General features: G+C 36.8%; 26 protein-coding genes. 23 read left to right on the top strand and 3 right to left on the bottom strand.

Translation table 11 applies throughout. The features are described from left to right. Positions 1 to 98: 98 nt before the first annotated feature. Together ABDW32_RS02045 and ABDW32_RS02050 are read left to right on the top strand one after the other, a co-directional pair. A complete protein-coding gene (locus ABDW32_RS02045; RefSeq protein WP_343558906.1) occupies positions 99 to 488 on the top strand; it encodes a hypothetical protein in 390 nt (129 codons plus the stop codon). Further along, positions 489 to 1,130, top strand: coding sequence for a sigma-70 family RNA polymerase sigma factor (locus tag ABDW32_RS02050; RefSeq protein ID WP_343558908.1), 642 nt, complete (start codon positions 489 to 491; stop codon positions 1,128 to 1,130). A gap of 143 nt (positions 1,131 to 1,273) precedes the next feature. Here ABDW32_RS02050 and ABDW32_RS02055 read toward each other — a convergent pair whose 3' ends face one another. Further along, on the bottom strand, positions 1,274 to 1,684 hold the full coding sequence (locus ABDW32_RS02055) for a DUF6157 family protein (protein ID WP_343558910.1): 411 nt from the start codon (positions 1,682 to 1,684) through the stop codon (positions 1,274 to 1,276). Between the two features lie 520 nt (positions 1,685 to 2,204). Here ABDW32_RS02055 and ABDW32_RS02060 point away from each other — a divergent pair. The 8 genes from ABDW32_RS02060 (at position 2,205) to ABDW32_RS02095 (ending at position 9,733) form a co-directional block, all read left to right on the top strand. Then, positions 2,205 to 3,104, top strand: a complete 900-nt coding sequence (locus ABDW32_RS02060; protein ID WP_343558912.1) for an SDR family oxidoreductase — start codon at positions 2,205 to 2,207, stop codon at positions 3,102 to 3,104. A gap of 50 nt (positions 3,105 to 3,154) precedes the next feature. Then, a complete protein-coding gene (locus tag ABDW32_RS02065; RefSeq protein ID WP_343558913.1) occupies positions 3,155 to 4,072 on the top strand; it encodes a helix-turn-helix transcriptional regulator in 918 nt (305 codons plus the stop codon). Positions 4,073 to 4,421: 349 nt separating this feature from the next. Beyond that, positions 4,422 to 4,994 (top strand): Crp/Fnr family transcriptional regulator, encoded by a 573-nt coding sequence (locus tag ABDW32_RS02070; RefSeq protein WP_343558915.1) that lies wholly within the window; start codon positions 4,422 to 4,424, stop codon positions 4,992 to 4,994. Positions 4,995 to 5,072: 78 nt separating this feature from the next. Then, entirely contained in the window at positions 5,073 to 5,462 is a 390-nt protein-coding gene (locus tag ABDW32_RS02075) for a RidA family protein (RefSeq protein ID WP_343558917.1), read from the top strand. A 186-nt stretch (positions 5,463 to 5,648) separates the two neighbouring features. Continuing rightward, positions 5,649 to 6,584: an alpha/beta hydrolase gene (locus tag ABDW32_RS02080; RefSeq protein WP_343558919.1), complete on the top strand. Its 936-nt coding sequence runs from the start codon at positions 5,649 to 5,651 to the stop codon at positions 6,582 to 6,584. Positions 6,585 to 6,716: 132 nt separating this feature from the next. Next, positions 6,717 to 7,775 (top strand): serine hydrolase domain-containing protein, encoded by a 1,059-nt coding sequence (locus tag ABDW32_RS02085; RefSeq protein WP_343558921.1) that lies wholly within the window; start codon positions 6,717 to 6,719, stop codon positions 7,773 to 7,775. Between the two features lie 265 nt (positions 7,776 to 8,040). Then, the gene (locus tag ABDW32_RS02090) at positions 8,041 to 8,562 is read left to right on the top strand and encodes a hypothetical protein (protein WP_343558922.1); all 522 of its coding nucleotides are present in this window, start codon (positions 8,041 to 8,043) and stop codon (positions 8,560 to 8,562) included. A gap of 571 nt (positions 8,563 to 9,133) precedes the next feature. After that, positions 9,134 to 9,733 carry a hypothetical protein gene (locus tag ABDW32_RS02095; protein WP_343558923.1) on the top strand — a complete coding sequence of 200 codons (600 nt, stop codon included), beginning with the start codon at positions 9,134 to 9,136 and terminating at the stop codon, positions 9,731 to 9,733. A 378-nt stretch (positions 9,734 to 10,111) separates the two neighbouring features. Here the strand turns inward: ABDW32_RS02095 and ABDW32_RS02100 are convergent, their stop codons facing one another. Beyond that, positions 10,112 to 10,627: an O-acetyl-ADP-ribose deacetylase gene (locus ABDW32_RS02100; RefSeq protein ID WP_343558924.1), complete on the bottom strand. Its 516-nt coding sequence runs from the start codon at positions 10,625 to 10,627 to the stop codon at positions 10,112 to 10,114. 616 nt (positions 10,628 to 11,243) lie between these two features. On the opposite strand from ABDW32_RS02100, the gene ABDW32_RS02105 reads away from it, so the two are divergent. From ABDW32_RS02105 to ABDW32_RS02135, 7 genes are all read left to right on the top strand, one after another. Continuing rightward, positions 11,244 to 11,543, top strand: coding sequence for a hypothetical protein (locus ABDW32_RS02105; protein ID WP_343558926.1), 300 nt, complete (start codon positions 11,244 to 11,246; stop codon positions 11,541 to 11,543). A 453-nt stretch (positions 11,544 to 11,996) separates the two neighbouring features. Beyond that, positions 11,997 to 12,998, top strand: a complete 1,002-nt coding sequence (locus ABDW32_RS02110; RefSeq protein WP_343558927.1) for a hypothetical protein — start codon at positions 11,997 to 11,999, stop codon at positions 12,996 to 12,998. 13 nt (positions 12,999 to 13,011) lie between these two features. Continuing rightward, entirely contained in the window at positions 13,012 to 14,661 is a 1,650-nt protein-coding gene (locus ABDW32_RS02115; RefSeq protein WP_343558928.1) for a hypothetical protein, read from the top strand. 424 nt (positions 14,662 to 15,085) lie between these two features. Further along, positions 15,086 to 15,379: a response regulator gene (locus tag ABDW32_RS02120; RefSeq protein ID WP_343558929.1), complete on the top strand. Its 294-nt coding sequence runs from the start codon at positions 15,086 to 15,088 to the stop codon at positions 15,377 to 15,379. Between the two features lie 120 nt (positions 15,380 to 15,499). Then, entirely contained in the window at positions 15,500 to 15,787 is a 288-nt protein-coding gene (locus tag ABDW32_RS02125) for a LytTR family DNA-binding domain-containing protein (RefSeq protein ID WP_343558931.1), read from the top strand. 63 nt (positions 15,788 to 15,850) lie between these two features. Then, positions 15,851 to 16,135: a hypothetical protein gene (locus ABDW32_RS02130; RefSeq protein WP_343558933.1), complete on the top strand. Its 285-nt coding sequence runs from the start codon at positions 15,851 to 15,853 to the stop codon at positions 16,133 to 16,135. 105 nt (positions 16,136 to 16,240) lie between these two features. Continuing rightward, the gene (locus ABDW32_RS02135; RefSeq protein ID WP_343558935.1) at positions 16,241 to 17,749 is read left to right on the top strand and encodes a lipocalin family protein; all 1,509 of its coding nucleotides are present in this window, start codon (positions 16,241 to 16,243) and stop codon (positions 17,747 to 17,749) included. A 111-nt stretch (positions 17,750 to 17,860) separates the two neighbouring features. Here the strand turns inward: ABDW32_RS02135 and ligD are convergent, their stop codons facing one another. After that, a complete protein-coding gene (ligD, locus tag ABDW32_RS02140) occupies positions 17,861 to 19,861 on the bottom strand; it encodes a DNA ligase D (protein WP_343558936.1) in 2,001 nt (666 codons plus the stop codon). Between the two features lie 126 nt (positions 19,862 to 19,987). Between ligD and ABDW32_RS02145 the strand changes: the two genes are divergently transcribed. The 6 genes from ABDW32_RS02145 (at position 19,988) to ABDW32_RS02170 (ending at position 24,133) form a co-directional block, all read left to right on the top strand. Further along, positions 19,988 to 20,173, top strand: coding sequence for a DUF3606 domain-containing protein (locus ABDW32_RS02145; RefSeq protein WP_343558938.1), 186 nt, complete (start codon positions 19,988 to 19,990; stop codon positions 20,171 to 20,173). Position 20,174: 1 nt separating this feature from the next. Next, entirely contained in the window at positions 20,175 to 20,426 is a 252-nt protein-coding gene (locus ABDW32_RS02150) for a hypothetical protein (protein WP_343558939.1), read from the top strand. An 11-nt stretch (positions 20,427 to 20,437) separates the two neighbouring features. Beyond that, the gene (xth, locus tag ABDW32_RS02155) at positions 20,438 to 21,214 is read left to right on the top strand and encodes an exodeoxyribonuclease III (RefSeq protein WP_343558940.1); all 777 of its coding nucleotides are present in this window, start codon (positions 20,438 to 20,440) and stop codon (positions 21,212 to 21,214) included. Beyond that, on the top strand, positions 21,211 to 21,660 hold the full coding sequence (locus tag ABDW32_RS02160) for a hypothetical protein (RefSeq protein ID WP_343558941.1): 450 nt from the start codon (positions 21,211 to 21,213) through the stop codon (positions 21,658 to 21,660). The genes xth and ABDW32_RS02160 overlap by 4 nt, the downstream gene beginning before the upstream one ends. Positions 21,661 to 22,476: 816 nt before the next feature. After that, positions 22,477 to 22,992, top strand: a complete 516-nt coding sequence (locus ABDW32_RS02165; RefSeq protein ID WP_343558942.1) for a sigma-70 family RNA polymerase sigma factor — start codon at positions 22,477 to 22,479, stop codon at positions 22,990 to 22,992. 127 nt (positions 22,993 to 23,119) lie between these two features. Continuing rightward, on the top strand, positions 23,120 to 24,133 hold the full coding sequence (locus tag ABDW32_RS02170; RefSeq protein ID WP_343558943.1) for a FecR family protein: 1,014 nt from the start codon (positions 23,120 to 23,122) through the stop codon (positions 24,131 to 24,133). Positions 24,134 to 24,159 lie beyond the last annotated feature (26 nt).

The following is a 24,159-nucleotide window of genomic DNA, read 5'->3' on the forward strand; positions in this document are numbered from 1 at the left end:
TTTTTATGTAAATTTAGCTTTATGATGTTGTAACCTTTTGGGTTTAGCTGTACTCTATTCATTATATAAGCAAGAGTTTAACCCTAAAAATAAACAAAATGGAAACTGCACAACTAAAACAAAATGTTCAACCTATTTTTAATACTTTAAAATTTACTTTTACCATAGTTCCTGTGGTAGCGGGACTCGACAAGTTCACCAATATTCTTTGTGATTGGGCACAGTACATCAATCCTTCAATTACCGGGATTTTACCTTTTTCCGGTACCACATTCATGATGATTATTGGAGTTATAGAAATCATTGCTGGTATTTTAGTATTTGTTAATCCGAAAGTTGGAGGTTTAATTGTTTCAGCATGGCTCACATTAATAGCGTTGACATTATTGGCTGGCTGGAATTTTGTTGATGTTGCGGTAAGGGACTTAGTAATGGCTATTACAGCTTTTTCAATGACAAGACTAGCTTCAATTGTTGATAATAAGTAAATGAAAACAGAAGAGACATATACTGACAAAGAATTAATAGATAAGGTTCTGCATAAAGAGACGGCTATTTTTGAGCTTATTATTAGACGTTATAATCCATACTTGTATAGGATTGGGAGGATGTATAATTTCAATCATGAAGATACGCAAGATTTAATGCAGGAAGTTTATATTGAAGTATTTACACATCTCGAACAATTTGAAGGTAGATCCTCTTTCCGTACATGGATTTCCAAAATAATGTTAAACCGATGCTATCGTAAAACACAAAAATGGTACTCAAAGCATATGGAATCTATTGAACAAAACAATCAAGTAATAGAAAATCTTCATAATACGGAAACATCCAAGCTTGTGATGAATAGGGAATTAAATTCAGTCATTGAAAAAAGTCTGCTCAACATTCCTGAGGAGTATAGAACAGCTTTTACGCTTAGGGAGGTTACTGGCTTAAGTGTACAGGAAACCGCAGCGGTTTTGGAAATCAGCGAAAATAATGTAAAAGTCCGTGTAAACAGGGCTAAAGCCTATTTACGAAAGGAAATTGAAAAGTTTTATGTCAAGGAGGATATTTTTGAGTTTAATTTGATCTACTGTGATGCTATGGTTTCACGTGTGATGAATAAAATTAAGGAAATATAAAATTTAGTATAAAAACAATATATAAAGATCCCACAGTTCGTGGGATCTTTTTGTTTACTTGCAATGTGATCCCCGACTTACTGGCTTTGTTGATCGGAGAAATATCCAGTTGTTTTTATAAGCAAAATTTCAAAGGTGAGGCTTTATCTACTAGATTTCATCGCTTTTACTTTTTTGATTTTTGGATCCGCCAAGAATTTTTGGTATTCGTCAGTTTCCATTCCATAAAGTGCAATTTTACCTTCATGGTCATTATGAATACCAAATCCATAGGTTTTGGTCAGGGGGGAAGCCCTGAAACAAGCTTGTCCTTTTGAGAAAAATTGTTCCCTAGCCACTTTATATTCAGCTTTTGTGAGATCATTTCTTTCAGCAAATACTTGAAAAAGGACATCGTCGGAAGTATATTTATATGGATTTTTGCTGATCATTTCATATTGCATCTCTGCAACCGTCTTCTTTTCCTTTGCTGGAGGTTGAGTCCCATGGCTTGCTTTCGTATCTTCAGCAACTTCAATAAAAGTGTCGAAAAGGTTAGTTGTATGTACTTTCATCTTGTAATGGTTTATGCTAATGTTGTTAAATTAAGTAACGATTTAGTAACGAAGATATTTTAATTGTTTACTATTAGGAAATCAAATACTTCCTTCCACTCTCCCGAATTATTTTTTTTGGAATGTGGATTTAAAATTTAATAGCATAAAAATACTTAAATGTTGATTACCAGTCTGCAAGAGACATTTCGTTATCTTCGAACTTTTTCTTGGTTGGACCTGTTGATAAAGGAATAAACGAGGTTATGTCATAGTGGGATTGTCGGGATCGATAATAGGGGGGCGTCCCGTTAAGGGATAATATCCTTCTATTAAAGAGGTTTGGGGAAAGCACAGATATTTTTAGTACATCAATTCGCTTTACGGCCAGGAATCCAAATCAAATAGACAGTATGATCTTTAAGGTCGAACATCTAAATCACTTTTAGCCACATTTGAAGTTTTGGCTACAACAAGGCTATTTTTGGATACATTTAGCGGTATAAGAACTCTGAACTTTGCTTCATAAATAATATTAGACATGAAAGTATTTGTTACAGGTGCTACAGGTTTCGTAGGAACAGCTGTAGTACAGGAATTATTAGGAGCTGGTCACGAAGTTGTCGGACTTGCACGGTCGGAAGAATCTGCAAAGAAGTTAATTGAAGCAGGAGCAAAGGTCCACCGTGGTGATCTTACTGATTTTGAACGTCTGAAATCGGGGGCTAATGCCGCTGATGGCGTTATACACTTAGGATTTGTTCATGACTTTGGCCGTTTTCAGGAAATGTGTGAATTGGATAGGGACGTGATCGGCGCCATAGGAGATGCTTTGGTCGGTACGGACAAGCCCTTTCTGATCACTTCTGGCACTGCACTTTTTTCAAAAGATGGCATCACAACTGAGCAGGACCGTAACGTCAACCATCCACATCCGAGGATTGCAACTGAAAATGCCGCTGACGGTCAGGTTGCAAAAGGTGTGCGCGTCGCCGTCATTAGATTATCCCCATCTGTGCATGGTGAAGGAGATAAAATCGGCTTTGTTCCGCTATTTATTAAAATTGCAAGGGAAAAAGATGTCTCAGCGATCATTGGCGAAGGAAATAACCGCTGGCCAGCTGTGCACCGACTGGATGCGGCAAGGCTTTATCGTTTGGCACTGGAAAAACCATTTGCTAGTGGAACCAGGTATCATGCAGTATCTGAAGAGGGAATCGAGCTTAAGACAGTAGCCGCTGAAATTGCGGAGCGTTTAAATATTCCATTGATTTCATTGAATTCCCAGCAAGCTGAGGAGCATTTTTCTTGGTTTACGCATTTTGCAAAGCTTGATAACCCGAGTTCAAGTGAATGGACAAGGAAAACGCTGGACTGGAACCCGGTACATCCAACTTTGCTGGAAGATTTAAAAGGTTCGTATTATTTTCCAGAAATCTGATAATCTGTATTTTTGTTCTTTTCAATTTAAATATAAAAGTACATCATTCCATGTCCGATAATAAGCCCATCCGAATTAAGACCATTTCCGATTTTCACAAACTGCGCGGACTGCCGGGACCGAAGCATCCGCTGATCAGTGTGATCAATTATGAAGATATGACCGAGCCTACACAGGTCGGAAAACAGAGCCTGCTGTTTGATTTTTATACCATTTCGGTAAAACGTGACATGGACCACAAGTACAGGTATGGACAGAATGATTATGATTTTGATGAAGGAGTGATGTTCTGCATGGCCCCGCATCAGGTTTTAAGCGTAATACGTGAAGAACAAGGAAAGAATCCTTCCGGATGGATGCTGATGATCCATCCGGACTTTCTCTGGAATACGGCGCTTTCCACTTCGATCAAAAGATATGAATTTTTTGATTATTCGGTGAATGAAGCGCTGTTCCTATCAGAAGACGAGGAACGAAAAATGCAGCAGATTGTCGAAAATATCCAGCAGGAATATCAGAGCAATATAGACCAGTTCAGCCAAAACATTATCATTTCTCAATTGGAGACCCTGTTTAATTATTCCGAGCGTTTTTATCAGCGTCAGTTTATAACACGTAAGAAAGTCAATCATCAGTTTTTGGAGAAGCTGGAAAATTTTCTTTCTGATTATTTTGAAGGAAGAGATATCATGGCGCATGGTTTACCTACAGTGCAGCTTCTTTCCGAAAAGTTGAATATGTCTCCACAATACATGCGGGGACTGCTCAAATCACTGACAGGACAAACCACGCAGCAGATCATCCACGAAAAGTTAATCGAAAAAGCCAAAGAGAGACTTTCTACAACTGAACTTACCATAAGCGAGATCGCCTATGAATTGGGTTTTGAGCACCCCCAGTCATTCAATAAACTGTTTAAAGCGAAAACTAATATTTCACCGTTAGAGTTCAGGAATTCTTTCAATTGAGTTCTTATCATTGTTTTTATTTCATATTTTGATCAGGTTCTTGACTAAATCAAGAAGTTTGCTCTGTGAATTTGATATTGTTTCTTTGATTTCATTGAAAGGGTTAATCTTATCCTTTACAAGCTTATTAATTTTACAGGGTAAAGCAGCCCGCCCGACTTTCAATTTCAGGGTTTAGAAATTGTTTATAGATTATAGCCTATTTAAGTTTAAGCGATATGATTTATAATCTCCTTAAATGCAGTTTTAATAGGAATGTAATGGAGGCTTTATTATAAAGCTGTATATTTAATAAGTACTAACATAAATAAAACAAAGCAAAATCAGCAGGATTGGCACTTAGAACCTAATGGAAGATATTTATAATTTGTTAAGGGAACATATCGAGAAAGTGGTTCCTCTTACTGAAGATGAATTTGCATTTGTAAAAGATTGTTTTATTCAAAAGAGGTATAAAAAGTCCGAATGTATTTTTAAGGAAGGAGAAAACGTGGACTTTATCTACTTGGTATTGTCCGGGCTGTTGAAGTTGTATTATACAGATAGGAATATAAAAGAGCATATTGTATCATTTGCCATGGAAGATTGGTGGGAAACAGATGTTTCGGCCTTTTACACAAGAGGAAAAGCTTCATTTACTTTGCAATGTTTGGAAGATACAGAATTACTTTGTTTATCCCTGGAAAATTTCGAAAGGTTGTGCAATCATCTGCAAAGTATGGAGCGATTTTTTCTACGCAAATCAATTGCCGGCCATATCGGTTCGCAGCAGCGGATCTTATCATTTTTAACCTCTGGAGCAAAAGAAAGATATGAGCAATTGATAGACAGAAATCCAGCCTTGGTACAACGGATCCCAAAATTGTTGCTTGCTTCTTACCTTGGCGTGTCCAGAGAGACATTAAGTCGACTGTTTTCTTAATTTTATTAAATTGTGAGGTTTATCACACGGGTGAATGTAAAAATATTTTGAGCTTTGCTCCATAATAATTTTACAGAAATGGACAAGAAAATAATCAATCCTTGGAGCTGGCAAGATGCCAGAAATTATGTGCAGGCAGTTGAAATTAAAAACGCGAATGCTACTCTATACATATCTGGACAGTGTGCCATCAGTGAAGATGGAATATCCAGTAATGCTGATATGAGAACGCAGATTTTTCAAACTATTGAAAATCTTGAAAAAGTTATTCAATTAAGTGGATATGAAGCTCAACATATCGTTCGTTTGAATATTTACACGACCGATTCTACAGCATTTTTTGAAAACTTTGATGTGATTCAAGACTGGCTTTGCAAAAATAAAATACAGCAGACTAGTACAGTTTTAGAAGTCAAGTCTCTTTTTGAAACTTTAAAGGTAGAGCTCGAAGCAACTCTGGTTAAATAACGAACCATTTAGGGCATTTGCTTTTTTTATTTCTTCCTTATTTTCCCATGGAGTACCATTTACCGTCTCTTCGATAATGTCCGATCGATCAATATCCGGACATCACGTTATGCGATTCATTTGGGTACGAGTAAAAAAAACTTAACTCCAGTGTAACAGATGTTTAGGTTGACATACTAATCCTGTATGAAAGATCTATTCAAAGCAATGCTGTTGCTGCTCCTAGGTACAGCTTTTACGAAAGCTGTATCTGCGCAGCCTAATACTAGCCTAACGGTCATGGTTGAAGGAAAAAAAATGGCCTATAAAACCAGCAATCTTGCCAATCGGAAAGCAGGCGAACCTATTTTAGTGTTCGAAGCGGGATTGGGCGGCGGTACATTTGATCCGATTTTGCCCCTTTTGCCCAGCCACATCGCGAGTATTCAATACGAACGCAGCGGTATTGGTAGTTCCGAACCTGACTCCCGTATTGTGACGGATCGTCAGGTGGTGGCGCGCCTACATAGCCTTTTACATACCTTGTCCATTCAGCCCCCTTATTTGTTAGTGGGGCATTCCATTGGAGGTCCTTATATTCGTCTCTTTGCAGCCCAGTACCCTAATGAAGTATGCGGACTCGTATTTTCGGACCCAACGGATTTTATGTTAACAGCGCAGGAGGATGAAGATGCCAAGGTAGTCTCGCAGAGTAAAACGAGTTATCAGCAGATCTCAAAAATTATTATGGAACAGATGTCCAAAAATGAAAATTCTAGTGCGGGAGCACACATTTATGCAGCCAGGGCCCTTGCGTCCAATGCGAAAGGATACTTTCATGAATATAGAACACTGCCGCCACTAAAAAAAGAAATTGCTGCTACAGTGATCATATCCTACAACAAAAATATTGAACTGCCCGATGAGGAGCTTGACCGTAAACTAAATCTGGGCATCAATTTTAAGGCGTGGTGGAAAGAATACGATCAATTGCGGATCCAGCATTATTCGGCATTGCTAAAAGACAGTGACAATAGCATGCTTGTACTGCTCCCAAAATATTCACATGGTATTTACTACCAAAACCCGCAATTAGTCGCAAAACTTATACAGGACAATTTTAATAGCTATAAAAAGGAATAATCATCAAACGTGCCCCTTGATGCGGGGATGGATCCAACGCCATAGTAAGAACCATGTTAGGCTCTTCTTGCCATCGTTTTTTGATGTGAACAAAATAAATTGTATAATTGATTGTCCAATTTAAAGTATTTTATGAGGAAACTTTTGGTCTTCTTTTTTTTTATCTTATTTTCTACATTCTCGGTCGCTCAATCATTTGAGAGCAAGGTTGATAGTATTATTTTAAGCACGTTTTCCATGGAGGATAATCCTGGGGCAGTATTTCTCGTATCAAAACAAGGAGTTCCCATTTATAAAAAGGCTTTTGGTAAAGCCAATCTTGAATTGGGCGTAGAAATGACTACTGCTAATGTATTTCAGATTGGTTCAATGACAAAGCAATTTACAGCAATTGCCATATTGCTCCTATCAAAACAGGGAAAATTGAGTGTCGAAGATCCAATCGCTAAATATATTCCCGATTATCCTAATGGCAAGAATATTACCATTAGACATTTGCTCAACCACACGTCCGGTATAAAAGATTTTACCAAGATGAAGACCATCTCAACTATCGCTCAAAAAGAGATGACGCCACAGATGATGGTGGATTTTTTCAAAAATGAGCCTGTGGATTTTAAACCAGGAGAAAAGTTTGAGTACAATAACTCAGGTTATGTTTTACTGGGATACATCATTGAATTAACTTCAGGTTTGACCTACCAGGAATATATTGAGCAAAATATCTTTAAAAAAATAGGAATGTCCAATTCCTATTATGCATCAGACAGAAGCGTTATAAAAAATAGGGCCTATGGCTATCATTTGAAAAAAACAGGTTATGTAAATAAAACGGTAATAAATTTTAGTGTACCCTATTCTTCGGGAGCGCTTATGTCTACTGTGGATGATATGTTAAAATGGCAAAATGCGCTTAAAAATCATGTACTTTTGGGGGCATCTGATTTGGCTAGCGCATTCCAGAAAAATAAGCTAAATAGTGGGGAGGAGGTAGACTATGGTTTTGGTTGGCATCTAAAAAATATCAATGGAATGCCAACTATGGAACACGGTGGAAGTGTTTTTGGATTTAAATCAATGGCAGTTTATATTCCTGACAAGGATATTTATGTGATAGGATTGAGCAATTGTGATTGTCATTCGCCTACGGACATCACAAGAGAAATAGCTAAACTTACACTGGACAATTAATTTCTTGTAAATAGACTTTTCGGTATCTCTCTGATTTTGCTTACATAGATCTTATTTTCCTCGGATACCTTCCGTATGAACAATTTAATTCAGGAACAGATCTACATGAATTATTTGCCAGTTCGTCCTAATATTCTTGGTATTGATTATGCACTGGCTACTGTTGAGTAGCGCTATTTGTCAGGAAGTGTATTTATAGAAAGTGATAAGGTCTATTAGGATATAAATCCTATCTTAGTCCTATGCTGTACAATCCCAATAATAAATGAAAAAAATACTCTATTTAACTCTTATGTCAACATTTTCCTTAGGTATGGCCTATGGACAAGAATCTCTTGAGATCTATAAAAAGACGGATACCGTTCCGAAAGTAGTTTACAAAGTACTTGATGATCGAGCGCATACTACGATTGAAATCCAAGGTAAAGATTATTTGGATGATATTATAGGAACATTAAAAGCCGAAGGTATTAATTCGATAGGGCACAGTACTAAAAGAAAATCGTTGGTGGTTGAACTAAAACCCGGATATAAACCAATTTTAATAAGTTTGTCTTCATTAAAAAATAAATATACCAACGTAAAATCTGAACGAGTAATATTTAAGATTGATGACAGATTTGTTCAACAGAATCCCGATGAAGTTTTAGTTGATGAAAGTAATATAATGCTAGTTTCGGTTTCACCTATTAAGTTTACTGGTGATCTAAATGATTTATTCATGATTACTATATTTCCCCGAAGTGATAAAAACCTTAAAAGTTTTAACGCAATACGTATTCGTTAAGTATGATTGCCCCTAAACATATGACAGACTGTTTTTTAAAATGTATTGCGGTTAAGGATGTAGATCGCTAATTTAAAAAAGCTTCATTCTAATTTAAAGAGAGAAGCTTTTTATAATTACTCAATTGCATGAATTGAAGATTGCAAATTCTTCTCTAAGTTTATCCTCAGTTCCTTGTGATTTGACCTGTTCCTTATTACCTCCTTGAGTAGACAGATGATATTCATATCATTTCTTTTCAACTTTAAATACCAGCCTAAAATAATTGCTATACAGGAATGAGTCAATGAAAATCCTAGGTGTATAGTTTTTAAAATCAAGATCCATTTTATGTTAACCTTGTAATACTCGGCTTCATGTTCCTATAAAGCCCGTAAGTTTGACGTTCATTCGGCTATGCCCATTTGACTGGCGCTACGCATGTGTTCCAAAGTCGTCGTTTTGCGGGGTTTGAGCTACAAGATATCGGCGAAATAAATACGGGTAAAATTAACTTATGAATTAAGCATCATATTTCTACAATTGCGTACATTTGAGGTATGGCCTTATGTAGATACTCCACAATAGACAAATGAAAGTTTTTCTAAAAATATTTTTAATTATATGCGGGATTGGATTTGCAATCTTTGTCGGTGTTATCGTTATGATAATGGCTGCTTTTGGAGGCTTTGACAAAGATTATTCTGTAACAGAGCTTAAAGAAAACTTTGAGAAAAAAAGGACCGAGATTTATGAAGTCAAAAATTATATAAATAAAATAACTCCGCCAGACAAATCAGTTCAAATAGAATTTAACGACAGCAATATTTTACATGTTTTTCACGTGGGGGAAGGGGATAATTTTGAAAGTAACTGGGATGTGAAAATTAATTCGGAAAAAGCCGACACATTAATACAAAAACTTGGTTGGACAACAGAAACTTTAAAAACTCTTAAGGAGAAATTAGATAAAGCAAATTGTATTGGCGTCTCAAATGGAGAACCTTGCTTTATAAATTTTCAGCGAAGCGGAATGGGAATGTATTCGTTCAACGTTTTTGACAAACCAATTCCCGATAGTTTAAAAGCACGTTACAATGATGGTTGCACTCACATTATGGTAAATGAAAGGCTTGTTTTAGAGTATGGTGGTGGCGCGATAGGAGGGCAATGTTTTTATAATTTGGACTAGGTTGATTAAAATGGAGACGAGGATATAATGTCAAAATAGTAGGTGTTGAAGCAGTTGTCACTCAAGGGAAAGGAGGATGATTTTTCAATCTCATAAAATAAACATATTCTCTCGGTTCTACTGCATCAACGAAAATAGTCAGTGATTTGTATCCCGGATAGAACATGTTAAAAATATCTATGTCTACTATGATGCGTTAGATGAAATATCAATGTTAGATAATTATTTTACGCTGTTTTTCTTGTTGTCATGATGTTAGCGAAAAATTCTTTTTTGGGGTAATTCACTGATAAGTGGGTATTTTGTGATGTCGGTCTGGCTTGTGTGTTTGATTTGTGATAAAGGATTTCATTCTGCATCAAAAGCCTAGGCTTATCGCTAAGTTAATTTTTTTAATAGCTGTAAATTTTCATCATCAAAACAAACTATTGTAACTAATTTGAGTGTTGTATTTGATTCAAGAAACTGATTTATGGCGTTAATCGATATTTGGGCAGCCAATTTCTTCGGAAACCTGTATATACCTGTGCTGATATTCGGAAAAGCAATTGTTGTACAGTTATTATCCACAGCCAGTCGAAGGGAATTGAAGTAACAATTTGCCAGGAGCTTCTCTTCATTCTTTTGACCGCCATTCCAAACAGGACCGACGGTGTGGACGACATATTTAGCGTGTAGATTGCCCGCTGTGGTAATAACTGCTTCACCCGTTTTGCAGCCCCCTTGTCTAGCTACTATCATTCGACATTCTTCCAGAATGGCTGGACCACCTGCCCAATGAATGGCACCATCTACACCGCCACCACCAAGTAAGGAGCTGTTTGCCGCGTTTACGATTGCATCGACTTCGATCTTAGTGATATCTCCTTTAATAACGTTTATTAATTTGTTCATTGGGTATAGAATAATGTTAAGCCATTTGCATTGACATAGCCTATGACAAATAATATTTTAAATTTAATAAAAGTTACCCAATAAAGCTTCCCTTATCAGCTTAACACAAGCTAATGGAACCAAATCCAAAATTCCTCTTGTTGATTGTAAGGATGAGGTAGCGGAACGATGACGGTATTGCGAAATAGATCCCCAGGGTGTTCTCTATACCTAAAATGGGTGAATTTTATGTTAAAATTGTTCATAAACGGTAATTTGCGACAAGCTGCAACAAATGTCGTTCCGGGATAAAAATGTGTAATAGTTCTTCGTCTTTTTCTTTAATAAAATTGCTTTTCAAACCTGCAAATTTTAGTAAGTTAGTATAATAGAAAAATCATTTGCTAGTTTTTGTCATTATTAAACATCTTGTTCTTCGAAAGCCTACATTTCGCCAGTACTTTTTCCGTTTCTATAAAGTTCAACCAGAACTGAAGATCGGGAAGTTGAATTGTACTAAAGTAAAACGAGTCAATTGGCCTACCATTATGATTATCTAGAGGATGTTTAGGCTGATCGAGTCTTGCAACGACAGTTGAGCCATTAGCATTGAAGATGTAAAGCCTTAGAAGTTGCTATGATAAAAAGTGTACACAATCAAATATTGGAGAATTATTTTAAAAGGGCGATCGATTCCTATCACAGCTGTATCAAACAAGAAGAGAATTCTTGCTTATTTAATGAAATAGCTATCTTCGCTACTGATACCCAGCTTGAACTGAATTCTATAAAATTTTTATATAACGATATGCGTAGTGCAAACTATGTCATCGAAGTCCGGCTGAATCTGTTGTCGAAAGAATCAAATGTCGGCTATTATACATTGATCCTAAATGAAGAAGATGAAGCATTGGACGATTATCTAGTTTTCAATTAGGGAAAGATTGTCGATAAAACCGGTAAACAAAAAGCTCTTAAGGAAAACGGCTAACTCGTCATCAGAACACTTTACAGGTAAATTTACGATGATACACATATACTAACAAAAGCAGTATTCTAAATACTGCTTTTGCTATTTAATATCCTACCACTTTAATGGAGAAAACACATACTTTTCGGTATCTTCCTCATCTCGCTTATAACCATCTTTTTCTCAAATAGCCTCTTATAACGAATGCTTATTTCTATAAATGAAAATGCTTTAAATAAAACAGCTTGAAACTAAAGGGAAAATGTTTTTTTGTATGGAGATAGTCTGCTTTCATAGGGAAAAATGTGACGTTAATAGAATAACTTTTTATATTTCTGCTTATGTCCTTATCTTGGTGGGTAAGTAATAACTGTTATAGTCAATTTAATTAAAAACGAACCTAAAGAGGTCTAATCTTTTATGAAAATATATCGAAGTATATTTGCTAATATTTCAAAACTCGGAGCAGCGCTAATTTTCTTAGGAACTTCCATTTTATCTTGTTCAAAAAATGACTCAACTACTCCTGTGCCGGGTTTACCAAAACTCAATCAGAATGACAGTCTTGCTCTATTGGATGTCTACGAAAGAATGGGGGGGCGGTATTGGAGCAAACAATATCAGTGGAACACAGATACTCCAGTAAGCAAATGGAGAGGAGTAAAGGTAGCAAAGGAAGGCAACGAGTATCGTGTCGTCGAACTCTGGTTTTCTAATTTGTCAGAAATAGAGGGTAAGATCTCGCCAAAAATTGGAGATTTAGCATCATTAAAGGTGTTAGGACTTACAGGAAGAAGATTAACGGGAGTAATTCCTTCCGAAATCGGGCAGTTAAAAGATCTCCAACTACTAAGGATTTATACAACCGGACTTTCAGGTCCTTTACCAAACGAGATTGGTAATCTAAAACAACTGAATAGTTTAGAAATTGATGAGAATCCGGGTCTTACTGGTGGTCTGCCAAAAGAATTGGGAAATCTCGAAAAACTGAATTACTTATACGTTGGCAACAGTGAAAATATAGCAGGAACATTGCACCCCGAGTTTGGTAATTTAAAAAACCTTGAGAAATTTTATTTGAGAAACATTGGCTTAACGGGAAATTTGCCGAAAGAACTGGGGAAGTTGCAAAAATTAAAAGAATTAAGTTTCGTTGTAAATAAAATATCTGGAGTAATTCCAAAAGAATTAGCTGCGTTAAATAATTGTGATGTTAATCTGGCTTCCAACCAATTGAACGGGGATATTCCCGAAGAACTTGGTTCTAGTAGCAGCTATTTCGTGTTGTCAAAGAATAATCTAAAGGGTGTCATCCCCCAATCTCTCTTGAATAAATATATTAATAGAAATGATTTAAGTTCCATATGTCCACAAAATGTAGGCTATGGATTTTCCAATTGTCAGTTAAATATTTCAAAATAATCATTAAATCTTTATGAATCGTATTACGTATACTTTACTAGCCGTAAGTTTGCTTAGCTCTTGCCAGAAAAAAGCGGAAATCTTAGAAGGTGATTCCCGATCAGTAATATCTAAGGCAAAGACTTCGACATTATTAACAAATGATCCACTACTTACAGATTGGAAAAATCAGACTGAGACAAAGCTGTCATCAGGGCTAACGGTTAAACTACCTTGGGCCCAAGATGTGATAGGCAATTTTCCGAGGGACTGCGTTCAGTTTTTAGATCCCCAAAATGACTGGCAGTTAATAAAATCTACCTTAGGCTTAGGAGATAATGGCCTAAATTATTTGCTCTTTAGAAACCAGTACACTGGAGTGATTCGGGTTTTCTATTATATGGAAAATGATATTACAAATAGTGATTTACGTACTTTTTGGAGACTGAATTTTGAAGGACTTAACTCTCTATCTAACTCAGCAGGGTTATTTTATATTCCAACGAGCGTTAAAAAGTCCCGTTCTTCCATTGAAGTCTCCAACCTAGTCTTACACGAATCTGTAAACTCCATCAAACGCGGTTGGAATTGTTTTGAGACAGAAATAAATTACGATGCAGACGCCGTAAATCAGGGAGTAGTTTTTTCAATCGGTTCATTTAATACAGCAACTTCGGCTCTAACTGTAAAAGGAGATTATTCGTCGCAGTCTACCGGAACTATTATAAAAAATAATACCACTAATCCGGTGAGAAGTGCACTTAATTCCACAGTAGATAGCTATGGCGGAGAGGCAAAAAAATGGATTACGGAAAATATAGGGGAAAAATCAAGCGCGTTTAAGCCAATTAAAATTGGCTCCAGTATTATTGGTAATATTGCACAGGAAGGAGTAAAAGCAATTATAGGAGGAGGTATAAATAGTCTTTTTGGCAGTTTCATCGGTTTATTTAACAAGCAAAGTCCTTCTATTCAGGAACTATCATTTTCTACTACTGGAAGTATAAAATTAAACGGAGATCTAGTTAATGTTGGCGGGAATAACGCTTCAGATTGGGCAAGGATATCTATTATGCCAATAGGTGTATGGTCTATAGAAAAAACTCCTCAAATTGTGGTAGGGCAATATGGCCTTAATAGAGGCATGCCAGCGGTTGATGGATATTACGAATTGGAAAAGAGATATTATCTAGATAAAAGTAGTATAAATGTAGTTTTAAGCCAAGAACTTAAGGATAAGTTGACTTCTTATTATGTCACTTCTGACCTTTATTACTATGAAAAATTAAATGGGAAGACAGGTTGGAGAAATGATTACAAAGATTTGGTTCCCATCCAAAATACTTCTGAACAAGGGGAAATTCCTGGCCAGGAGACTCTGTATGAGAGTGATACCAATGTAATAAAAGATGGAGGTGAAGGAGAGGGTTCTTACGAGGTATTTAAGACAAGAACTAAACCGAATGGCCCATTTGTTCTGTTAAATCAGGGAATATCTGAAAATTATGTTGTCAAAATTAGCTTACATATGGAAACAAAAGACGGAAATCAAATCACATTAACGCGAACGATGATTCCGAGCATGAAGCTAGTCGATAATTCCACTAATCCTTTTTTTGCCCGCAGTGTACAATCTACATTTGGTAAAAATGATAATTCACTTATAAAAGTGACTTTTAAATAATGGATTAAACACATTTATTTATACATTACATTAAAAGAATAACTATAGTGAAATGGCCGAGTTAATTAAATTTTACTCGGTCATTTTTATTTTAGGTTGCTAGTTTTTTTCTTCGTTCTCTTAGATACTTTGAAGACTACTTTTTAAGTACTATTGGATTTTTAGCATCAAATTCCTTCATACTTATTGCGCCAATAAGTAAAGTAAATTTGGCTATTGTAATAATTATATTATATATAGCGATAATTTGTAAGCGAGCAGTCTTTACATTGCGAGATAAAATTAAATTCTATATATTCGAGCTCACACTAATTGTTTTAATAATTATTATTTCATGGTCGCGTGGGCTTATATTGTGTCTACTCACTTTAGCAACTTCCTCGATAATGCGCAAGATCTGAAATTTTAATTTATCGTAAATTTTATGATTGATTGTATTTTAATCGAAGATGAGCCAATAGCGAAACAAGGGATTGAGAAACATATCGGACAAATTCCTTTTTGTAATCTGAAAGCGAGTTTTAATCATGCGATGTCTGCGTTGGCTTATGTGTTAGAAAACGAAGTCGATCTAGTGATATCAGATATTAATATGCCGGGGTTAAATGGTATAGATTTTTTGAAAGGTTTATCAAAGAAACCACATTTTATATTTATCACTGATAAAGCTGCACATGCAGCAGACATGTATGATCTGGAGGTCTTTGATTTTATCTGAAAACCCTATCGGTTTGAACGTTTAATGAGATCTCTACTTCGATATAAAGTAACCTTTTCAAAACAAAGGCTTGATATTGACAAAGGTAGAAATACGTTTTATACGTTAAAAGATAAAAATATGAATTATTTAATACCATACGATCAAATTCAATATGTAGAAGGTGACCAGGAGTATATAAAGATTCAAACAATCGATAAGGAGTATTTAACAATAAATTCGTTAAAGAAAATGATCGATGTGCTTCCAGCAAAGATGTTTATGCGTATTCACAAATCTTATATTGTAAATCTGAACTACATAAAAGCGGTGTCCCATGACAAAGTTGTCATGAGGAATAACATAAAAGATCTTCCTTTGGGAAAGACGTATAAAGAAGCAGTCTTTAAAGAACTAAATTTACGTTGACCGCAGTAAATCAAAGTATCCGGTTCTGTCCCTAAATTTGTACTGTATGCTATTGCTGGATTAATGGAATTTTCAGCTAAAATTAGTGGCAAAGCCCCTGTATTAACCATAAAGGATAGTGCAATTTTTTCAGATTTACAACAGAATTTTGATATTTTCGAATCCCGAAATGAGTTAAGCTTTAATCCTGAAAATTCCGAAGTAACAGTAAGAGAAGCATTGTCCTATTCGATGAAACAGAAGAATCCTATACGAAATCAGGTTGGAAAAAATGGAATGTATGGCAATAAAGAGGTTAAGTTTGAAATGACAAGAAATAGGTGGGAAAATATTAGGCAAGAAGCTTAGTCAATTGTAAATGTAGGAGGCGGAATTTGTATATAATTAAATCGGGATTTTTTTTGGAATATTGATTTAAAATTTCCGTAAATTTAGTAGTATAAAAACTACGCCATGAAAAACCTTATTTTACACGCATTACGATGCTGTGCGCTCCTTAGTTTTCTATTTAGTTTTATTTCCTATGCTCAAAATTCTAGGCTTTCTGCGCCAAAACAACATTCAGGGAATGGAAAGAGCAGCCCAAAACAGGTAGATATCTACGTAGCAGGATCATGTTACAATGAAAATACACAAAAGCACACTGCTGTATACTGGAAAAATGGCCAACCAGTAGCACTTACTGATGGGCAGACTGATGCTGAAGCGGTTTCCATGGCTATTTCAGGGAATGATATTTATGTAGCAGGCAATATCGGCGGACAAGCTGTATATTGGAAAAACGGGCAGGAGGTGAGGTTACCAAAAGGTGAAAAAGATTTCAATAAGGCTTATTCTATTATTGTCAAAAATGGCGATGTATATGTGGTTGGGTACTATAGGGACTATCGTAGAACACCTTATGATTTAGCGATGTACTGGAAAAACGGACAGGCCGTGGAACTGCCCATAAGTAAAAAGGATTATAGCTTTGCAACTTTTATAGCCGCTGTTGATAATGATATATATATTATCGGGAGTAATACAGCCCATGAAGTGTTGTATTGGAAAAACTTCCAAATAGTAGAGACAATTAGTGATTTAAAAGATGTGTCTGCCATTGCCCAACTTCAGGGCACCGCTTATGCGGTAGGCACAACGCAAAGTGGACAGGCTGGATACTGGAAAAACGGACGGACCGAAAGTCTTTCCGCTATACTTGGCAAGGCGACTTGCGTTGCAATATCAGGCAATGATGTGTACGTAGCTGGTGTTGACGACAATAATGCAAACCGATTTACAGATGAGACTGATGTGGGTAAATGTTGGAAAAACGGACAATTACTCGCGAATCTCAAAGAGGCAGATACTTTGATCTACAAACCTCTTTCCATGGCCGTTTCGGGTAATGATGTATATATTGTAGGATATTCCTGGGTAGTCAATAATGTAGCGCCCCCCAAATTAATGAAGAATGGTCATATCATAAGATTACCTAAAATTGAAGGCAGTTCATGGTCTGAAACAAACTTCGTAATATCCAGCGACCAAAGTGATAATAGGGTATCAAAGCAAAATAAAGTTAGCTCAGAAAACCATAGTGCATATGATTCAGAATCAACCACAAAGGGGGTAACAGCTAAAAATAAATTCGACCCAAAATTAATACTTGGAAAATGGGAAATTACTAGGGAAACATATGTATATACCGATGGTAAGAAAATGGAGCGAAATGAATTATTTCGGTCATATATATTTAAATCTAACGGAGTTGGAACTTATTTAGGAAATGGAGAGACGGATGATTTTAAATATTCAATAAAGGACAATAAATTATTAATGAGATTCAGTGATCAGACAAAATGGGACTCAACCATTATTAAACTTGATGCTTCAAATCTTACTTTGCAGTATGATTATCCTGATAAGGATGACACTAAAATTGCTTCGCTACTTTCGATATATACAAAACAAAAAAAATAATGTAACGAGTAAATAATCGGAAGCCTTGATTTTGAAGCTGCTGAAAAATGTCGGACAATTCTAACGAGCCAAGAGATCTCAAAATAGGTTTTACTATAAAATATAAAGCCCCTAATTTCTAAATATTGTTTTTATTTTTTTTGAATTTGAAAGAGCAATTTTTTGATTTAGTAGGTGTTTAAAATGATCTCCCAACTTTTCCAGTCTGCTAAGTATTTCTTCCATCGTAAACCTATACCTATCAAGCCCAGGCTTTACTTCTTTCCACTCCAGTGGCGTGCTTACAATTGGCTTATGATAAGGTCTGACGGAATAAGGAGCAGCCAATGTATCAGCATAATCGTTTTGATTAGCGTCAATATAAACTTTTCCTTTTCGATGGTTAATGGTTTCGTTTCTTGTACTGATATCGGGTACCAGCTGATGGATCTCATCTGCCAAAGAATTCGCAATGATACGGGTCTGCTGAAAAGTGAAACCACTGCAGGGAATGTAAATGTGCAGACCTGTTTTACCGGATGTTTTGACAAAGCCTTTTATCTTGTGTTTATCCAGAATTTTCTTTGCTGCAATAGCTACCTGTATCGCTTGCTCGAAGCCCTGATCTTCGGTTTTCTTGGTCACTGTCGGATCAAGGTCGAGCCAAATGTAATCTGGCTGTTCAGGCTGCTGAATGCGGGACGCCCAAGGGTTGATGTCAACACATCCCCAATCGATCATTGTAAGTAAGGTTTCAACGTTATTGCATACCAGGTAATCAATCTGATCTCTTTTGCCTGGCTTCTTAACCCGGCGCTGGTCGGTGAAAACTGCTGCGCAGTCAGGTTGGCGGTTTTCCACGTCTTTGATGAACGTTGTCGGGCCGCCAGCCGCCGTTAATTTTAAATTCAAGGATTGAGGTCTGTCTTTCAGGTATGGTAAAATATAGGGCGCGATTTTATTATAGTATAGAATCAAATCCCCTTTGGCTACACCCCTCCATAATTCCCGTCCAATATCATGCAGCTGAACGGTGCAATGCTCCATATGAAAGTCTGTTACTTCCGATCCTTCGAAGGATTCATCGACACGCTGCCAATTGCTGTCCTTATTCAATAATTTTTTAGGCGCTGGTTTTTTATCCGAATTCTTAGCAGAAGTCGATTTTTCTTTTGCTACCTCGGCCTCGATAGGAGCCGCTGATTTTGGTACTTCTCTTATAACTTGTTCAGGCTTTTTGTCCAGGCGGAATCCGAGGAAAGTCGCCGGCTTCCGAATCCTTCCCGTCTTAGTCCAGGTTGCAAATTCAAAATTAGCTACGAGCCGAGGCTTTACCCAGTGCGTCTTCGCACCTTTTGTATCGAGTACTTTATTGACAAAGGGTGACTCCTCAATTTCTATGGCCTGCAGCTTTTTAAGGATCCCGGGCATTTCCTTATCTTTAAATCCGCCGCCACTACGTCCGATCCAGGTAAACTTCCCGTTTTCATAAGCGCCAAACAAAAGGTTTTTAAATGACCTTGCCTTATCAGATTCCGCCCAGCCACCGATGACAAATTCCTGCCGTTTTCGTGTCGGTGTCTTAAGCCAGTCATTTCCACGGTCACCTTCGAGATATTTGCTATCTCTCTTTTTGGCCACAATGCCTTCCAGGTTTAAATCCAGCATTTGTTGGTACAGGGCTGGGCCATCGTCATAACTTTCGCTGAACCGGAACGTGTCATTATCCTTCACCAACATCTTTAATAATTCCTTTCGTTCAGTCAGTGGAAAGTCCCTTAAATCCTGACCGTCTAGCCACAATAGATCAAATACACAATAACGGATTGGATTGTCTTGCCCGTTGTAAAGCTGTAAGGCATCAAAATCCGGCTTCTCTTCCTGATTGAATACAACGACCTCGCCATCGATAATAACATCATGTTTTAGGCTCTTTAGCGCCTTTTCTACCGGCGGGTACTTCGCCGTGTAATTAAGCCCGCTGCGCGAGTCCATGTGTACTTTTCCTTTCTCTACAAATGAAATGATCCGGTAACCATCCCATTTCACTTCATAGAGATAATCCTCACTATCCAAGGGGTCTTTTACCAGGGTACAAAGCATCGGGCTTATATGAGCAGGCATCTTTTTCATCACAGGACTTTTTAGGTAAACATAAACCACATGCCTTTCGTTGTCGAATATTAACTGTTTTATTAATATGTCAAAACGAGCAAACTGTATGTGTTGGCGCTTGTTCTATTCAAAAAACAGTTTAGTATGTCAGACAATAAAAATCAAAAGGATGCAAGAGACCGCAATCAGGTCGCCATTAGCGAATCGTATGAAGTAGATTATATCGCAAAAGAACTTGGCGTATCGCGGCAGGAAGTCGAAGCGGCAATTGAGAAGGTCGGTAATAGCAGGGAAGAGATTTCTAAATATCTAAAAAATAATAAGAAATGATATGACAGATAGAACCACATTTACAGGAATCCCGGTGACCAATAGCGAAGGAGTTGAAAAATATTTTGATTTCGAAGTTGGCAAAGAGGGGGAGAGCGGCCAGTATGCTCGCATTACAATGGACGGCTGCCAGCTGATTTTAGATGAAGACCTGGCTTATATCAAAGGTGATCTGCCGGAGCAGTGGCATAAACCTGCCATCAGCAAATTGCTTTTTTTATTAGAGGTTGACCGTAACATGGATGACAACTGAAATAACGATAAATGAAAATAGCAACCTACAACGTCAATGGCATTAATGGGCGACTAAACGTATTGCTTCGCTGGTTAAAGGAGGAGTCGCCGGATATCGTCTGTTTACAGGAACTAAAAGCCCCGCAGGAACGCTTTCCTTTAAAAGCCATTAATGAGGCAGGTTATAATGCGGTGTGGCATGGGCAGAAAAGCTGGAACGGTGTAGCTGTCCTTTCTAAATTTGAAATTGCCGAAGTGACAAGGGAGTTGCCTGGCGATAAAGAGGATAGCCATAGCCGCTACCTGGAGGTTATCATCAACCAACTTTTAATATGCTGTCTTTATTTGCCCAATGGTAATCCTTATCCAGGGCCAAAATTCGAGTACAAAATGGCTTGGATAAAGCGATTAATGAAACGGTCAAAAGCGCTTATTAAAATGGAAGTGCCTGTTATCCTTATTGGTGATTTCAATATTATCCCTACGGAACAGGATGCCTACAAGCCAGAAAAATATAGAGAAGATGCCCTTTTTAGAATTGAAGTCCGAAAAGCATTTAAACAGCTTATCGGCCAAGGGTGGCTCGATTCGATACGGACGCTTTTTAAAGATCAACAGGTCTATACCTTTTGGGATTACTTTAGGAATGCTTATGGTCGAAATGCCGGCCTCCGACTGGATCATATTCTTTTAAGCCCACTCGTTGCTCCGTTGCTATTGGAAGGCGGGATCGACCGACAGGTACGGGGCTGGGAAAAAGCCAGCGATCATGCGCCGGTCTGGATTAAATTGAAAGATAAAAAATGAAGATTGTTGCTAGCAAGAAATCCAAAAATGAGCTGCTAAAGGAAGCACGATTGCAGGAACTTGAGGGTAAAATGCAAGATGCCATAAAAAGCTACAGCCAAGTTATAAGCAAAGACCCATTACAGTTCGGGGCATACAATCGCTTAATGATCCTTTATCGAAAGCTAAAAGATTATAAAAAAGAACTGGCTGTTATTATGCAGGCCATCGGCGCATATGAAAAAGATATTAAGGACGATCAACAAACCTGGAAGAAGGCGAACCGTAAATCCGCCCGGCTCAGTCTCAGCCTGGCTAAATCAATGGGCCTTCTCAACGACAAGGGTCTCCCAGTTTATGAAGATCCGCAGATCCTAACATGGCGGAAACGGCAGGAAACGGTTCAGAAAAAAATTAAAACCCCGCCAAAACCGCAAAAAAAGAAAGCTGTAGCGCGAAGAAAGTGAAACCAGGATTTCTACCCGATTAGACAGTACCAATTCCGGGGCCACAGTTTTAGATAATATATAACATGTTGAACAGATACCAATAACTGTAAGTGATATGAGAATTGGTGTTGCCCATTTTATATCGACTTTATAACGTGCCAATAAAAACGCTGCGAACAGAGTGGTGAATAATGTGGGTAAAGAAAAAAAGTGCCCCGCCGAAAAAATAGGTTGAAATGCAAAAATATACCTAATTTTAAATTTGAGCAAAGCCCAAAGCCGGTTTAACTTGGCTCAAGCGGACATCTAGCGCAAAAGGCTCCCTTATCGGTTAATAAGGGAGCCTTTTATTTGAAATAAATAGCATAAAATATTGTGACGATATGATCGAATGCTGATCTGGGCTTTGCACGCCAAGAACCGATATGTTTCGATTGGACGCTAACAAATTTAATTTAAATCATCGATTGTATGTAAGCTAGTACAGCTGATTTTGTTTATTTGCTGTTAGCTTGTAGTACTGATTTGGGCTATCGAATAAATTTTAATAATAATTTTAGAGCGAGTACGTAATTTTCAAATTGTAAACGTATTGATAATAAGAATGACTGATTATATCCAGTGAATATAGAAAAAGTATCTGCCGTTATATTTCCAATTATTGAAAAAAAAAAGCATCAGAAACTGATGTGCGTCGACTTAAAGAAAACAAACAGATCTGGATGATCTATCTCATAAAAAAAAGACATTAGGGAAAATTTTATCCGCTGGAAATTTTAATAATTTTTAATATGGATAGGAACAATAGGAACAAAGTTTATTATTATAGTCCAAATGATAACACAGATTGACGAAACAGATTTCAAAATTATCTTCTATGAATATTACGACACTTTGTATTCCGGATTCTATAAGAAAACACAATCGGATATAGTGTCTCAGGACTTAGTGCAGCTTACATTTATAAGATTTTGGAAATATCGTGAGAGTTTTAATCCGGAGATTTCTATTGAAGTGCAGCTTTTTAGAAAAGGAAAACAATGTTATATAGACTGGTTGCGTAAAGAAGCAAGAAATCGCGAAATGATAGATAATTTACGATATCATCAGACTATACCTATGGAAGAATTATCAATAGACCTGAAAGATTCCTTGATACATGCGATTAATAAACTTCCAGAAGTGAGACAAAAGGTATTTCATCTAGCCTATATTGACGGTTGCAGTCACAAGGAAATAGCTTCACAGCTCGGTATATCTGTCAGAACCGTCGATACGCATATATATAAAGCATTGAAACAGTTGCGTAAAATATTGGCTTTCATATTTATTTTAATTCATCTTCAGTAAATTTCCTACGAGGACTGAATGTCATGGAATCTTATAAGTGAAAGTTTCTCAAAAAAAATAATTAGAGTACGTAGTATTTAATTTGTAAACGTATTTATAATAAAACTACTGATCATAAACCGTGAAAATGGACCAGAATCTGATAAATCAATTTCTTTCAAATAAATGCAATCTCAAGCAATCTGAGGAAGTAGCGGCTTATTTTGAAAAAAATGAACAAGAGCTAGATCGTATAAAAATTTTTGAGGATTTACAAGAATATGAGCTACTTTCTAAATCCAGTTTTACTAAAAGACGTATTTACCGAAGTCTTCCATTTATAAAAAGCGGGATCAGTTTTACCTATTTGAAAGCTATTGCTGCAGTTCTGTTGATTGGAATTCTTTCATACCTTATTTGGAACTTCTCTTTAAAAGGTCCGACATCCCCCATTGAAGATGATACTGAGTATGTTGTCAGTAATCTAAACAATACATATAAAATGATAACCTTACCAGATAGTTCCACATTGTTACTCTGGCCGGAGGCAAGAATTTCTTATAAAAAAAGTTTTTTAAAAAACCGAGTGGTTAAACAGCTCCATGGGAAAGTGAAATATTCAGTAACTCCTAATAAAGAGAATCCCTTTAAAACACAATATGAGAATATAGAAACAATGGTACTAGGGACTGTATTTACTATCCAAGAAGAGGGGAAGAGGCATTTGTCAATAGATCTTAGCCAGGGAAAAGTTTGGATACAGGATGTTGGACGTCATATCAAACCAATCATTCTAGATAAAAAAGGTGGAGTTGTAATAGATAGGCATACATTGACCTATGAGCTAATCGCCAAGAAAACTGAATTATTAAAAAAAAATTGGGTGGAAGAAAGTAGACTAGCTAAAAAAAGTGTTCCCCAAGGTATCAGCGAATGGACAAACGACCATATTAAATTAAACGGGATCGACAATGCGGATTTTGTTGATCTTATTGAGCGTGTATATAACGTACAGATTATCCTCAAGCGTTCATCTATCCTAAACGGAAATTTTACGGGATCGGTACTGTACAATGAAGATTTAAAAATTTTACTCGAAAGTTTCTGCGAAACTAACGGATGCACATACCGAAGACACGCTGATATTATATATCTGGAATAGCAATACTTCTTAAATAAATAACCTTA

The organism is Sphingobacterium sp. (assembly GCF_039596235.1).
Classification (GTDB): Bacteria; Bacteroidota; Bacteroidia; order Sphingobacteriales; family Sphingobacteriaceae; genus Sphingobacterium.